The organism is Flavobacterium hydrophilum, assembly GCF_003202405.1.
Taxonomy (GTDB): Bacteria; Bacteroidota; Bacteroidia; order Flavobacteriales; family Flavobacteriaceae; genus Flavobacterium; species Flavobacterium hydrophilum.
On record NZ_QJHL01000001.1, the window covers coordinates 894,397 to 909,132 of the forward strand.

A 14,736-nucleotide genomic window follows, 5' to 3' on the forward strand; every position below is an offset into this window, starting at 1 on the left:
CAAACACTTACAATTTTGAAACTAACAAGAGAAATTAAAACGGCTATTTTAGTCATCGCGTCAATTTTATTATTTATTTGGGGCTATAGTTTTTTAAAAGGCAAAGACCTTTTTACCAATTACAAAACATTATATGTGGAATATGATAATGTTGAAGACTTGGCACAATCAGCTCCCGTAACTTTAAACGGACTTGGAATTGGTAAAGTAAATAAAATTACGATCAATGAAACAACAGGTAAATTATTAGTAGAACTTCAGTTGAAAACTGATTTTCCTATCTCCAAAACCAGCAAAGCTGCATTGTATTCGCCAAGTTTAATTGGAGGAAAACAAATCAAAATTATTCCAAATCTGGCAGATAAAAATCTTCTTGATGATGGGCAAACTCTCGAATCGACTGTGGAATTAGGATTGACAGAATCTTTAGGAGGTAAAATTGAGCCAATTCAACAAAAATTAGATTTAATGCTTGCGAATATTAATACGCTGGTTTCAGGATTAAACAATGTTTTGGATAAAAAAGGTCAGGAAGATCTAAAGAAATCATTGTCAGAGTTAAGTCAGACAATGGAGCAGTTTCACAGAGCTTCGGGAAGCCTTAATTCAATTTTGGATACAAATAAAGGTCAGATTAACGGAGTTGTGACGAATTTTAATAAAATGTCAAGTAACTTCAATAAGATATCAGATTCTTTAAACAAGGCTGATTTAGGTAAAACGGTTAGAAACCTAAACCAGACATTGGCGAAAGTTGATGGTATTATGAGTAATTTAAACTCAGGAAAAGGAACTGCGGGGAAATTATTAAATGATGATGCGTTGTATAATAATTTGTCTAAAACTTCAAAAGAGTTAGAATTATTATTGCAGGATGTACGCCTTAATCCAACACGTTACGTAAATGTTTCTGTTTTTGGAAAGAAAAACAAACCTTATGTAGCTCCAACAGAAGATGAAAATCCGACGACTAAAAAATAAAAAAAATGAGCTATCTAGATAATATTTTGTTTGCTATAGTTCTGATAGCTGGTTTTGTTTTTTTTGCTTCAGGTGTAAAAAAAATCATTCGAAATATCAATTTAGGTATTGATGTTGACAGAAAGGATAATCCTAAAGCACGCTGGGCAAATATGGCGATGATTGCATTAGGGCAATCTAAAATGGTAAAACGACCTATTGCAGGAATACTTCATATTTTTGTATATGTTGGATTTGTAATTATCAATATTGAATTGCTCGAAATTATTATTGATGGCTTGTTTGGAACTCATAGAATTTTTGCCCCTTATTTAGGGGGAGTTTATGATGTTTTAATCGCTTCCTTTGAAATATTAGCGATACTTGTAATTTTTTCTGTAACCGTTTTCTGGATCAGAAGAAATCTGATTAGGCTGAAGCGTTTTATACATTCGGATTTAACTGGGTTTCCTAAAAGTGATGCCAATTATATTTTGTATTTCGAAACCGTTCTGATGATCTTATTTTTATTGATGAACGCCTCTGATTTGCATTTACAAAATGTTCCGGGAGGAGTTTTTCATAAAGCAGGAAGTTTCCCGATAAGTCAGTTTATAGCGCCAATTTTTAATGGTCTGTCAAATGAATTGGTAATTGTATTATTCGAAGCTTTTTGGTGGTTGCATATCGTTGGTATTTTGTGTTTTATGAATTACTTATATTTTTCAAAGCACCTGCATATTCTTTTAGCATTCCCAAATACTTATTTTGCCGATTTGAAACCAAAAGGGCAATTTGATAATTTGGCATCTGTTACCAAAGAAGTGAAATTGATGATGGATCCAAATGCTGACCCCTTTGCAGCTACTCCCGTTGATGAAAATGCTGTTCCTGCAAAATTCGGAGCAAGTGATATTCAGGATTTAAACTGGGTTCAATTATTAAATGCTTATACGTGTACAGAATGTGGACGTTGTACTTCTGCATGTCCGGCAAATCAGACAGGTAAAAAATTGTCTCCCCGTAAGATTATGATGGATACGAGAGACCGTTTGCAGGAAGTTGGGAAAAATATCGATGCCAATAAAGGTGTTTTTGTTCCGGATAATAAAACATTATTGAATGATTACATAACACCTGAAGAATTATGGGCTTGTACGTCTTGTAATGCCTGTGTAGAAGAATGTCCGGTAAATATTAGTCCGTTGTCAATTATTATGGATATGCGACGTTATCTGGTAATGGAACAAAGTGCCGCTCCAATGTCTTTAAATGCAATGATGACTAATATCGAAAACAATGGAGCGCCTTGGCAATACAGTCAGCAAGATCGATTGAATTGGAAAAACGAAAATTAAAAATAGTAGGTTATTTCTAAGTGTCTAGCCGAATTAAAAATATCGATTAATAAATCAACAAAAGAAAATGTCTGAAAGTTTAGTAGTACCAACAATGGCAGAAATGCTGGCCGAAGGAAAACAGCCTGAAGTGTTGTTTTGGGTTGGTTGTGCAGGAAGTTTTGATGATAGGGCAAAAAAAATTACAAAAGCTTTTGTGCGAATTCTAAATCGTACAAACGTTTCTTTTGCTGTACTTGGTACAGAAGAAAGTTGCACCGGAGATCCTGCAAAAAGAGCCGGAAACGAGTTCTTGTTTCAAATGCAGGCTATGATGAATATCGAAGTTTTAAATGCATATGAAGCTAAAAAAATAGTTACTGCCTGTCCGCATTGTTTTAATACTTTGAAAAATGAATATCCTGAATTGGGAGGTCAATATGACGTTATTCATCATACTGAATTTTTAAAGTCATTGATTGATGATGGAAGACTGACTGTTGAAGGAGGTCAGTTTAAAGGAAAGAAAATCACTTTTCATGACCCTTGCTATTTAGGAAGAGCTAACAAAGTTTATGAAGCACCCAGAGATTTGATTCAGAAGCTGGATGTTGAATTAGTTGAAATGAAGCGCTCGAAGGCAAATGGGTTATGTTGCGGAGCCGGAGGTGCACAAATGTTTAAAGATGCTGAGCCGGGAAACAAAGAGGTAAATATCGAAAGAACCGAAGATGCATTAGAAACCCAACCCGATATTATTGCGGCTGGTTGTCCGTTTTGCAATACTATGTTAACGGATGGTATCAAAAACAAAGAAAAAGAAGGTTCTGTAAAGGTGATGGATATTGCAGAATTGATTGCTAATGCACAGGATTTATAATAAAGGTTTTGAGATTCAAAGCTTACAAGTTTTTTAACTTGGAACCTTAAACCTGAAGCAAATTAAACTAAAGAAAAATTAAAATGTATATACCTTTTGAAAATTTACCTGGTGAATCCAGAGTTTGGATTTATCAATCGAACAGAAAATTTTCTGAGGAGGAATTTTCTGAAATAGAAGCTGACTTAAGATCTTTTATCGAAGGTTGGGCGGCGCACGGAACAAGTCTGGAGGCTTCATATCAACTGAAATACAACCGATTCATTATTTTGGCTGTAAATCAGGATGTGCAGGCGGCGACGGGTTGTTCAATCGATAGTTCTGTTGAATTTATTCAGAGTTTAGAGAAGAAATATAATGTTGATTTACTGGATAAAATGAATGTTACTTTTAAGCTTGGTGAACATATTGCACACAAACCATTAATAGATTTTAAGAAAATGGTTAAAGACAAATCGGTTTCTGAGAATACGATTGTTTTTAATAATCTGGTAAACAATATCGAAGAATATAACGAATCCTGGGAAGTTCCTGCTGCTGATAGCTGGCATAGTCGATTTTTCTAAGTGAAATATATAAGATATTTGAAAGGCATGAAATTTAAGTTTTATGCCTTTTTCCGTTTGTTTATATGCTAATAAAAAAATAGATGTGAAAATAAAAAAGATAAAAATAATTATATTACTTTTCATTCTGATCATGATTGTATATTTAGTGGTGGATTATTATACAGGTAGAATTTTTTATGATTTGCACCCACCTGATTAAAAAAGTATTTAGTGAATTTTAAAATTTTAAGTTCTTATAAAACCAAAACCTCTAATTTAGCCCCGCTGTCCGTTATATCTTTTATGGCGGGGTTCGCCATAAAAGATATAACGGACAGCGGGACTGGTGTTCTTTTGAATATAAATGTTCAGCTGCTGATAAAATTATTAGTAAAAGCTTTTCAACTGTGTTCAGGATGAAAGTAAGTTCTAATTCTCTAAAAATTTAAATAATCTAACTATCTATTAATCTGGTATCTCTAAGATTTACAAAAAATGTAACATTCTAATCCTTCAATTAAAAGCTATTTTTGAATACTTTTGTAGTACTAAATTTAATACATGAAAATAGCAATAGTTTGTTATCCGACCTTTGGCGGCAGTGGGGTAGTAGCCACAGAATTAGGCCTTGAATTAGCCAGACGCGGACACGAAATCCATTTTATTACTTATAGCCAGCCCGTACGATTGGCGCTTTTAAATCCTAATGTTCATTATCACGAAGTAAACGTTCCTGAATATCCTCTGTTTCATTATCAGCCTTACGAATTGGCTTTATCGAGCAAATTAGTGGATATGGTGAAATTATATAAGATTGAGCTGCTGCATGTGCATTATGCTATTCCTCATGCTTATGCGGGCTATATGGCGAAGCAAATGCTGAAAAATGAAGGAATCAACCTTCCGATGGTTACAACGCTTCACGGTACAGATATTACGTTGGTTGGAAATCATCCTTTTTATAAACCGGCTGTGACTTTCAGCATAAATAAATCAGATTATGTAACTTCGGTTTCACAAAGTTTGAAGGATGATACGTTGAAATTATTCAAAATCAAGAATAAAATTAAGGTGATTCCAAATTTCATTGAACTGGATAAGGTTGTTAAAGACCCCACTGCACCTTGTCACCGCAGTGTTATGGCAAAGGAAAATGAACGAATTATTACGCATATCAGTAATTTTAGAAAGGTAAAAAGAATTCCGGATATTATTAAAATATTCTATCATATCCAGAAAGAAATGCCTGCAAAGTTAATGATGGTTGGTGATGGTCCCGAAAAAGAAAATGCAGAGCTATTGTGTCAGGAATTAGGAATTCTGGATAAGGTAATTTTCTTTGGGAACAGTAATGAAATTGATAAAATTTTGCTTTTGACCGATTTGTTTTTACTGCCGTCAGAAACTGAAAGTTTTGGTTTGGCAGCTTTAGAAGCGATGGCCTGTGGAGTGCCTGTAATTTCGAGTAATTCAGGAGGTTTGCCGGAAGTGAATTTTGATGGAATTTCAGGATATTTAAGCGATGTTGGGAATATTGAAGAAATGGCTTCCAATGCTATAAAAATCCTTAAAGACGACAAAGTTTTAAAAGAGTTTAAAGACAATGCTTTAGAGGTTGCAAAAAAATTCGATATTAAAAACATATTACCTATATATGAAGCGTTATATCAAAAAGCAATAGACGATTATAAAGAATAGAATTTAACCTATAAAATAAACGGTAAATGAAAAAAGTAATTTCGGTTTTAGCAGTTTTTGTCTTAATTTCCTGTGGAGCAAAAAAAACATCAGATTCAAATAGCGTATTGTATGAAATTTTAACAGAACAATCTAATGGTGGAGGAAATATTAAATTTTTTGAAATTCTAACTGAACCAAATGAAATCATAATGCTTCAGAATGATCCGCTTTTAAAGGATAAAATGAAACACGATGATATTAATAATTCAAATTATGTGATTCTGAATATGGGTGAAAAAAATAGCGGAGGCTACTCAATAGGGGTTGAAAAGGTAGAAGAAACTGATAAAAACATAATTATTACTGTCAAAGAAAATGCTCCCGCCAAAGATGCTATGGTGATGCAGGTAATTAGTTATCCTTATACGGTTGTGAAAATACATTCTAAAAAAGAAATTATTATTAAGTAAAAAAAAATCCTGTCGCATTTAAACGACAGGATTTTTTTATAAAGTAAGTTGATTTTATTTAGAAATTTAGAATCTGAATCTTGCTCCTAGACCTACATCGAAACCAAAGTTGTCATCATCATAATATCCTGATCCAATTTCAGGTCTGGCATCTAATGATAGCGTAAGAGGGAACTCTTTAAATCTGTATTCTATACCGATATCTCCGGCTGCAAAAACATAGGTTCCGCTGTCATCAAAATCGCCTCCAGGGCCATTATAATCGTAATCCCAGGCAGCAATACCACCACCAACACCGGCATACCAGTTAAAACCTCCTTCAATATTCCATACCCATTGATAAAGAGCTACTCCTTTTATGGCATCAACATGTCTATCATCTCTCCATCCTAAATCGAATTCAAGTCTGTTTTTCTGGTTCAAGCCTAATTGGTATGATATTTCTCCTCCAAATCCGTTGTTGTCTCCCAGACGTAATCCCAATGCGTGTTTAGAAATTTCTTGTGATTGTGCCGTAAATGCTAATCCTAATAGCATAATGGCAGATAAAATGATTTTTTTCATAAAATAAAAGGTTATTAATTTTTTTTCAAAATTACAATTACTGTTCAACTCAAACGTATAAAATTGTTTAAAATTGTTATGTAATTCCCATATTTTATCAAAAAAATCCTTGATTTAGGCTAAGTGCTGAGTAAGTTGCTAGTAGTGAAAAAGTTACTTTTTGTTTATGATGGAAGTAAATAATTGTGTGGTTAAAATATCTTCCATTTCAAAAAGATTCTCTTCGGATTCCGTAAAGTCAACATTAGAATAAGAGAATAATTTCCAGCGTTTTTTGTGGTATTCTAAAGCTGTTAAATTTTCAATCCAGTCTCCCGAATTTAAATATAAGGTTGAACCATGTTTGTTTTCTTTTTCAATAATTTTAGGCTCATGAATATGTCCGCAAATAACATAGTCATAATTTTTTTCTATTGCCAGATCGGTAGCAGTCGTTTCAAAATCAGAGATAAATTTAACTGCTTTTTTTACACTGGCTTTTATTTTTTTGGAAAAAGAATAAGGTTCTCTTCCTAATTTGGCTAAGCACCAGTTTACAAATCGATTGCACAGAATCAAATAGTCATAACCTAAGCCGCCTAGTTTTGCAATCCATTTTGAATGTTGTACGGATGCATCAAAAACATCTCCATGAAAAATCCATGCTTTTTTATCGTCTAATTCTAAAACCAATTTATCTACCAAAGAAAAGTTACCCATGTTCATGTCGCTAAACTTTCTAAGTATTTCATCATGATTTCCGGTGATATAATACACTTTTGTGCCTTTTGAAGCCATTCCGATTATGCGTTGAATGACTTTTAAATGTGATTTTGGGAAGTATGATTTTCTAAATTGCCATGCATCAATAATATCTCCGTTTAAAACTAATGTTTTAGGTTTAATGCTTGAAAGGTAGTTGTTTAACTCTTTGGCGTGGCTGCCGTAAGTTCCTAAATGCACATCGGAAATGATGACTAATTCGACATTTCTTTTTTTCAATTTTTCTTAATTTGAAGTTTAACAAATTAAGTAAACCAAAATGGGTTTTATTTTATCAAAAGGTTATCAATTTAGCTTCAATTTTAATAAATTATGATTTTTTAAAAGAGATTAATACAGGTTAATACTAATTTAAAATTTTTTAATTTAATTCATAAAACTTACATTTGCTCAAAACTAATTATAATGGCAGGAAATAGCTACGGCACACTATATAAAGTTACCACATTTGGAGAATCTCATGGGGAAGCTTTAGGCGGAATCATAGACGGTTGTCCATCAGGAATTCAGCTTGATTTTGAAGCAATTGAATTGGATATGGCCCGAAGAAAACCAGGACAATCAGCAATTGTTACACAAAGAAAAGAACCGGATGCGGTTCAGTTTTTATCTGGTATTTTTGAAGGTAAAACTACCGGAACTCCAATTGGGTTTATTATTCCGAATACGAATCAAAAATCAGATGATTATTCACATATAAAAGACAATTACAGACCAAGTCATGCTGATTATGTGTATGATCAGAAATATGGTTTCAGAGATTATCGCGGAGGAGGAAGAAGTTCTGCACGTGAAACAGCCAGTAGAGTAGTAGCAGGAGCAATTGCGAAACAAATGCTGCCTGAAATTAAGATTAATGCCTACGTTTCATCGGTAGGTCCAATTCACTTAGATACACCGTATCAGGAATTGGATTTCTCTAAAATAGAAAGTAATCCTGTGCGTTGTCCTGACGAAAAATCAGCAGCAATTATGGAAGAATACATTCGCGATATCCGTAAACAAGGAGATACTGTTGGTGGAGTAGTTTCATGCGTGATTCAAAACGTACCAGTTGGTTTAGGTGAGCCAGTTTTTGATAAACTGCATGCCGAATTAGGAAAAGCAATGCTTTCAATCAATGCCGTAAAGGGGTTTGAATACGGAAGCGGTTTTTCAGGTTCAGAAATGAAAGGAAGTGAGCATAACGATTTATACAATCCTGACGGTACTACAAAAACGAATCTTTCCGGTGGAATACAGGGAGGAATCAGCAATGGAATGGATATTTATTTCAGGGTAGCTTTTAAGCCTGTTGCGACTATCATGCAGACTCAGGATTCATTAGATAATAAAGGAAATATTACACCCATGACCGGAAAAGGACGTCATGATCCATGTGTGGTACCAAGAGCCGTACCTATTGTTGAGGCTATGGCGGCTATTGTTTTGGCTGATTTTTATTTAATCAACAAAACATATTAATTTAAAAGCAGGCAGTGAGGGTCTTTTTTTAATTATAAATTCAAATAATAATGGATACAATCCAAAAGCAAAAAAAATCTTTTTTTTCCGGACTTACAGGTCAAATTTTAATTGCAATGATTCTTGGAGCAACTTTAGGAATTATATTGCACAATACGATTTCATCTGAGGCCGCCCAATCATTCAGTACAAAAATAAAAATGCTTGCTACTATTTTTATTCGATTGGTACAAATGATTATTTCACCGTTAGTTTTTACCACTTTGGTCGTAGGAATTGCAAAGCTGGGAGATATTAAAACTGTAGGGAGAATAGGGGGGAAAGCGCTAGGATGGTTTTTTACGGCTTCATTTATATCTTTGTTAATTGGATTGTTTTATGTAAATATTTTAGAGCCTGGTGTAGGTTTAAAACTTGATAACGTTGATATGGCAACTGCTTCTGAAGTTACAGGCAAAACCCAAAACCTGTCTTTTGATAATTTTGTTGAACATATTGTACCTAAGAGTATAATTGAAGCTATGGCAACCAATGAAATCCTGCAGATTGTAGTTTTTTCTATATTCTTTGGATTAGCAGCGGCGTCATTAGGTTCTACTGTTAAGCCTATTATTGGAGCTTTTGATAAATTGTCTCACATCGTTTTAAAGATGGTGAATTATGTGATGAATTTTGCTCCAATTGGTGTTTTTGGTGCTATTACAGCAGTGTTCGCAGTAAGAGATGCTGAGGAATTGGTAATTACTTATTTCAAGTTTTTCGGATCGTTTTTAATCGGAATAAGCACATTATGGGTTTTGTTAATTGCGATAGGATATATTTTTCTGAAAGGAAGAATGACAGAATTGTTAAAACGCATTACCGGACCATTAGCAATTGCCTTTGGTACTACGAGCAGTGAGGCTGTTTTTCCTAAATTGACAGAAGAATTAGAGAGTTTTGGAGTAAAAGACAAGATAGTTTCTTTTATGCTTCCGTTGGGTTATTCTTTCAATCTTGACGGGAGTATGATGTATATGACTTTTGCCAGTATTTTTATTGCTCAGTTTTATAATGTACATTTAGATTTAGGAACTCAAATGGCAATGCTTTTAGTTTTGATGTTAACTAGTAAAGGAATAGCAGGTGTTCCAAGAGCAAGCTTGGTAGTAGTTGCTGCTACTTGTGGTATGTTTGATATTCCGGTTGAAGGAATTGCTTTAATTTTACCAATTGATCATTTTTGTGATATGTTCAGAAGCGCAACCAATGTTTTAGGAAATGCTCTGGCAACTTCAGTAGTTGGACAATGGGAGGCTAATAAAGATCTAGAATCAGTTTCAGAAAATTAATATAAAATTATTTTAGTCAATAAAAACAAAACGCTGGTTAATACCAGCGTTTCTTATTTTGTTTTGAAGCATTTGATTTTCTTGATTTATGAGCACCACCGCTTCTGTTTGAATTTTTAGGTTTTTCAGCAGTTGCTTCAGGGCTTCCGGCATGCCATTGGTATTGATGATCACTGATTGTTTTTACATCAACTTTTATTAATTTTTGAATGTCTTTCCAGTATGGATGTTCGTCCTTACCGCAGAATGAAATTGCAATTCCGCCATTTCCTGCACGACCGGTTCTTCCTATTCTGTGTACGTAGGTTTCTGGAATATTAGGCAAATCAAAGTTAATTACAAATGGTAGCTGATCAATATCGATTCCTCTCGCAGCAATATCAGTTGCAACTAATACACCAACTTCTTTGTTTTTAAAAGCATCTAAAACACGTTGTCTGGCATTTTGAGATTTATCGCCATGAATTGCCTCTGCAGGAATATCTTTTTTGCGCAGTGCTTTAACAACATTGTCAGCTCCATGCTTGGTTCTTGCAAAAACCAGTACGTTTGATAATCCTTCTGTTTTTATTAAGTGATAGAGTAAATTTCTCTTCTCAGTTTTATCTACAAAATAAACGCGCTGTTCTACATTTTCAGCAGTTGATGATACAGGAGATACTGTTACTGTTTCCGGATCTGTCAAAAACATTTCAGCCAGTTCCCGGATTGCTATTGGCATAGTTGCAGAAAAGAAAAGCGTTTGCCTGTTTTTTGGTGTTAGTTTTACGATTTTTTTTACATCGTTTACAAATCCCATATCCAGCATTTGATCTGCTTCATCAAGAACTAAAACATGCAAATGATCTAAATCCAGAAAACCTTGTTTTTGTAAATCTAAAAGCCTGCCTGGTGTCGCTACCAAAATATCTACACCTTTTTTTAAAGTATCAACCTGAGGATTCTGAGAAACTCCGCCAAAAATAGTCAATTGAGTCAAATTGGTATATTTGGCATAAGTGTCAAAACTTTGTCCAATCTGAACAGCTAATTCACGTGTGGGGGTAACTATAAGGGCACGGATTTGTTTTGCTTTTTTTGATGAGCCTACAATTCGGTGTAACTGATGTATAATTGGAATAGCAAATGCAGCTGTTTTTCCGGTACCGGTTTGCGCACAGCCAATCAAATCCCTGCCAGCCAAAACAATTGGAATAGCTTGTTCCTGAATTGGTGTGGGATTTAGGTAGCCTTCTTCAAATACGGCTTTTTGTATACTTTTTGAAAGTGATAAATCTTCGAATAACATATCTTGTGTATTAAGAACTTAGTTTTAAGTACTAAAATTCTGTGCAAAGATAGTTTTATTCGGTCAATCGTTTAATTGAATCTTGGTTTATTTGATGAATGTGTAATGTTAAGTTTTAAATTAACTAAGAAATTGTGTTTTTTTCATTATTTGCTTTAATGAAATCGGTTACAAGATAACCTATAAGTTTGCCAATTAAATGATTATTAGGAGAGTTGTCTAAATCAGGGGCTCCCTCACAAATATGTAAATAGGCAGCATTTTTGTGTTGTCCGAAATAAGAAATGAACTGTCTCAATTGTTCAATTGAAAAGCCACTTATTGTCATGGCACTGCTGGCAACATTTGGAATGGCATCGAGATCGATTTCTATTCCAAATGGATCAGTTTTTATGAATTCCAAAGCAGAGATCATTTCACTGTTAAAATCTTTTTCCTCACGTATGTTTATGCTGTCGTAAGTATTATAACGAACGCGATCTTCAAGTTTTTTAATAATATCCAAAACACTTTTTGAGGTGTAATTTTCATGAAGACCGAAAATAAAGTATTTTTTCAGGAAGCCTTCTTCATACGCATAAGAAAAACCGTTTCCGCTATGGCGTCCTTCGAGAATTCTGAAATCAGAGTGTGCATCAAAATTAATTGCATTTATTGATTTTCCTTTGGCTAAAGCCGTACCTTTTATATTTCCATAAGAGTTGTTATGTCCGCCTCCAATTATAATTGGGGTTTTTCCGGCTTTGATTATATTGAAAATAATATGCGAGACTTCCTTGTCTATTTTTTCAACCAGCTGACTCAGTTTTGAGCGGTCGTCAATATCGTTGAAATCAAGATTTTCAACATCGCGCATTTGTTCTGATACATTTATATTGCCTAACACAATAATCTGATTCCCTTTACAAAAACGATTATGCTGGATATTTGCAATACTTTTTATGGCAGATTCCCATGCAGACGCAGCTCCCGGTCTCCCGTAATTAGCCCGTACACCAATATCTTCAGGAATACCCAAAAGCACGTATTTAGCATCACTTTCTTTTAGAAAATTAAGTATTTCTACTCCTTTCGGAATAGTAATCATTTTTTCTCCAAATTTTATTTCACCGCTACGGTGATTTGTAACTTTTGCTAAATCATTAACAGTAAAAGGGATTAATTTATCCATATAAAAAAATATTATCCAAAAATAATATAATTGTGGTAACTTACGTTATTACCTTATATTAATTATTAAATTTGTTTTTAAGAAAATTATTAAATATGGAAAACCCAAACAAAAACAACTCAAGTCTAAAGGCGGTAATCGCTGTTTTAGCAGTCCTACTAATTGGTAGTTTAGTGTATATTTTTAAACTTTCTTCTGATTCAGATGTTGTAAAAACGGAACTTACATCAACATTGACAGAAAAAGAATCTGTAATGAAAGACCTTCAGGAATTAAAAGCAACTTATGATGCTGCTATTGCTGAAAATACTTCTATGTCAGATGAATTAATTCAGGAAAGAGATAAGGTTGTGGCTTTAATGGATGATCTGAATAAATCAAAAGGAGATGTTTCTAAATTCAAATCACAAGTTCAGGGATTGCAGACTAAAATGAAAACTTTGGTTGCTGAAAATGATGAATTAAAAAAACAAAATGGTGTTTTAACGGTTCAAAGAGACAGTACAATTGTTGTATTGGGAGAGTCTAAAAAATTCAATGAAGTTTTAGTTGGTCAAAACGAGGCTTTGTCTAAAACTGTTGAAAAAGGTTCTAAATTATCTGTTTTAAATACAAAAACAGCAGCTTACAAATTAAGAAGTTCAGGTAAACAAATTGAAACAGATAAGGCAAGTCGTGCTGATGTTTTGAAAGTTAGTTTTACTATTGCTGAAAATCAAATTGCAAAGTCGGGAGATAAAACGTATTATGTACAGGTTATCGACGCTAAAAACAATGTATTAGGAGATAAGAAAACAGAAAGTTTTGGCGATAAGTCATTAACTTATAGTTTTAAAACGACTGTACAATACGAGAACAAAACAGTGAATGTTTCTGAGGATTTACCTGGTAAAGATTTTGAAAAAGGAACTTACTTTATCAATGTTTTTGATAATGATGAGTTGGTTTCTAAAACTAGCTTTTCTCTAAGATAAAAAGAGAAATTTAGAAGATAAAAAAAGAGGAGTGTAAAGCTCCTCTTTTTTTATGCTAAAAGTTTACCTTCAATTATTACGCTTTCGATTAAGTTGCTTCCAAAAGCGTATGGAATCTGATAATAGGACGAAATAGGTTTTGAGATAATTAAATTAGCTTTTTTTCCTTTTGTAATGCTCCCGTGAGTTTTTGAAACTCCCATAGCATATGCACCGTTTATCGTAGCTGCGTTAATGGCTTCTTCAGGAGTCATTTTCATTTTGATACAAGCTGTTGCCACAACAAAATTCATATTTCCGGATGGTGTAGAGCCGGGGTTAAAATCTGTAGCTAATGCAAGTGGAAGACCTGCTTTGATCATTTCGCGTGCAGGTGTGTACGGAATGCTTAAAAAATAGGAGCATGATGGCAAAGCGACCGGCATCGTTTCGGAGTCTTTTAAGGCTTCAATATCTTCAATATTCATGATTTCAAGATGATCGACAGAAAGGGCTTTAAATTTAACGCCAGACTGGATTCCGCCAATAGAATTAAACTGATTCACATGAATTTTTGGCTTTAAGCCGAATTGAATTCCGGCTTCCATAATTTTCTCAGTTTCTTCGACTGAGAAATAACCGCTTTCGCAAAATACATCGATATAATCTGCCAGTTTGTTTTTTGAAATCTCAGGAAGCATTTTGGTAATAATTTCCTCGATATAACCTGCTTTGTTTTCTTTATAATGCAGCGGAAAAGCATGTGCGCCTAAAAAAGTAGCTTTTATGGCAACCGGATAATTTTCTGCTAATTTTTTAATGACACGAAGCATTTTTAATTCTCCTTCGACAGTAAGTCCGTAACCTGATTTTATTTCAATTGCTCCGGTTCCCAAATTCATCACTTCTTCTAAACGTAACCTCGACTGCTCGTAGATTTCTTCTTCTGAAGTTTCGTTTAATTTTTTAGCAGAATTTAAAATTCCACCGCCACGATTCGCAATTTCTTCATATGAAAATCCATTAATTCGGTCTACGAATTCCTGCTCGCGATTTCCTGCGTAAACAATATGTGTGTGACTGTCACACCAGGTAGGTAAAACGATTCTTCCGCTTGCGTCGATAATTTTATCAGCCGTAATTTCAGGAAGATTTTCCATAGCACCAAAATCTGCAATCAAATTGTCTTTTAAGATTAAAAAAGCATTTTTTATGGTGGGAAGAATAGCCATTTCGGGTCCGGAAACTTTATAAACAGGAGTTTCCCGAACCTGAAGCAGTTCTTTTATGTTGATGATAAGAGTTGTCATTGTATAAATTTAATGAAA

At 33.9% G+C, this 14,736-nt stretch carries 14 protein-coding genes; 9 read left to right on the plus strand and 5 right to left on the minus strand.

All coding sequences use genetic code 11. The features are described 5' to 3' along the window. Positions 1-15: 15 nt before the first annotated feature. From DMB68_RS03590 to DMB68_RS03620, 6 genes are all read left to right on the plus strand, one after another. On the plus strand, positions 16-981 hold the full coding sequence (locus DMB68_RS03590; RefSeq protein WP_110345288.1) for an MlaD family protein: 966 nt from the start codon (positions 16-18) through the stop codon (positions 979-981). Between the two features lie 5 nt (positions 982-986). After that, positions 987-2,318, plus strand: coding sequence for a (Fe-S)-binding protein (locus DMB68_RS03595; protein ID WP_110345289.1), 1,332 nt, complete (start codon positions 987-989; stop codon positions 2,316-2,318). A gap of 67 nt (positions 2,319-2,385) precedes the next feature. After that, positions 2,386-3,177, plus strand: a complete 792-nt coding sequence (locus tag DMB68_RS03600) for a (Fe-S)-binding protein (RefSeq protein ID WP_110345290.1) — start codon at positions 2,386-2,388, stop codon at positions 3,175-3,177. A gap of 83 nt (positions 3,178-3,260) precedes the next feature. Beyond that, entirely contained in the window at positions 3,261-3,743 is a 483-nt protein-coding gene (locus tag DMB68_RS03605) for an ABC transporter ATPase (protein WP_110345291.1), read from the plus strand. A gap of 543 nt (positions 3,744-4,286) precedes the next feature. Beyond that, positions 4,287-5,423: an N-acetyl-alpha-D-glucosaminyl L-malate synthase BshA gene (bshA, locus tag DMB68_RS03615; protein WP_110345293.1), complete on the plus strand. Its 1,137-nt coding sequence runs from the start codon at positions 4,287-4,289 to the stop codon at positions 5,421-5,423. Positions 5,424-5,449: 26 nt separating this feature from the next. Then, positions 5,450-5,875, plus strand: a complete 426-nt coding sequence (locus tag DMB68_RS03620) for a protease complex subunit PrcB family protein (RefSeq protein ID WP_110345294.1) — start codon at positions 5,450-5,452, stop codon at positions 5,873-5,875. Positions 5,876-5,941: 66 nt separating this feature from the next. Here the strand turns inward: DMB68_RS03620 and DMB68_RS03625 are convergent, their stop codons facing one another. Together DMB68_RS03625 and DMB68_RS03630 are read right to left on the minus strand one after the other, a co-directional pair. Further along, a complete protein-coding gene (locus DMB68_RS03625) occupies positions 5,942-6,439 on the minus strand; it encodes a hypothetical protein (RefSeq protein ID WP_110345295.1) in 498 nt (165 codons plus the stop codon). 153 nt (positions 6,440-6,592) lie between these two features. Further along, a complete protein-coding gene (locus DMB68_RS03630) occupies positions 6,593-7,420 on the minus strand; it encodes a UDP-2,3-diacylglucosamine diphosphatase (protein WP_110345296.1) in 828 nt (275 codons plus the stop codon). A 186-nt stretch (positions 7,421-7,606) separates the two neighbouring features. Here DMB68_RS03630 and aroC point away from each other — a divergent pair, with 186 nt between their 5' ends. Continuing rightward, the gene (gene aroC, locus DMB68_RS03635; protein ID WP_110345297.1) at positions 7,607-8,665 is read left to right on the plus strand and encodes a chorismate synthase; all 1,059 of its coding nucleotides are present in this window, start codon (positions 7,607-7,609) and stop codon (positions 8,663-8,665) included. A 50-nt stretch (positions 8,666-8,715) separates the two neighbouring features. Then, entirely contained in the window at positions 8,716-9,996 is a 1,281-nt protein-coding gene (locus DMB68_RS03640) for a dicarboxylate/amino acid:cation symporter (protein WP_110345298.1), read from the plus strand. A 37-nt stretch (positions 9,997-10,033) separates the two neighbouring features. Here the strand turns inward: DMB68_RS03640 and DMB68_RS03645 are convergent, their stop codons facing one another. Together DMB68_RS03645 and DMB68_RS03650 are read right to left on the minus strand one after the other, a co-directional pair. Then, positions 10,034-11,284 (minus strand): DEAD/DEAH box helicase, encoded by a 1,251-nt coding sequence (locus tag DMB68_RS03645; RefSeq protein ID WP_110345299.1) that lies wholly within the window; start codon positions 11,282-11,284, stop codon positions 10,034-10,036. A 124-nt stretch (positions 11,285-11,408) separates the two neighbouring features. Beyond that, positions 11,409-12,455, minus strand: coding sequence for a formimidoylglutamase (locus DMB68_RS03650; protein ID WP_110345300.1), 1,047 nt, complete (start codon positions 12,453-12,455; stop codon positions 11,409-11,411). A gap of 95 nt (positions 12,456-12,550) precedes the next feature. On the opposite strand from DMB68_RS03650, the gene DMB68_RS03655 reads away from it, so the two are divergent. Next, a complete protein-coding gene (locus DMB68_RS03655) occupies positions 12,551-13,429 on the plus strand; it encodes a hypothetical protein (RefSeq protein ID WP_110345301.1) in 879 nt (292 codons plus the stop codon). Between the two features lie 50 nt (positions 13,430-13,479). Here DMB68_RS03655 and hutI read toward each other — a convergent pair whose 3' ends face one another. Beyond that, entirely contained in the window at positions 13,480-14,718 is a 1,239-nt protein-coding gene (gene hutI, locus DMB68_RS03660) for an imidazolonepropionase (RefSeq protein ID WP_110345302.1), read from the minus strand. Positions 14,719-14,736: the final 18 nt, after the last annotated feature.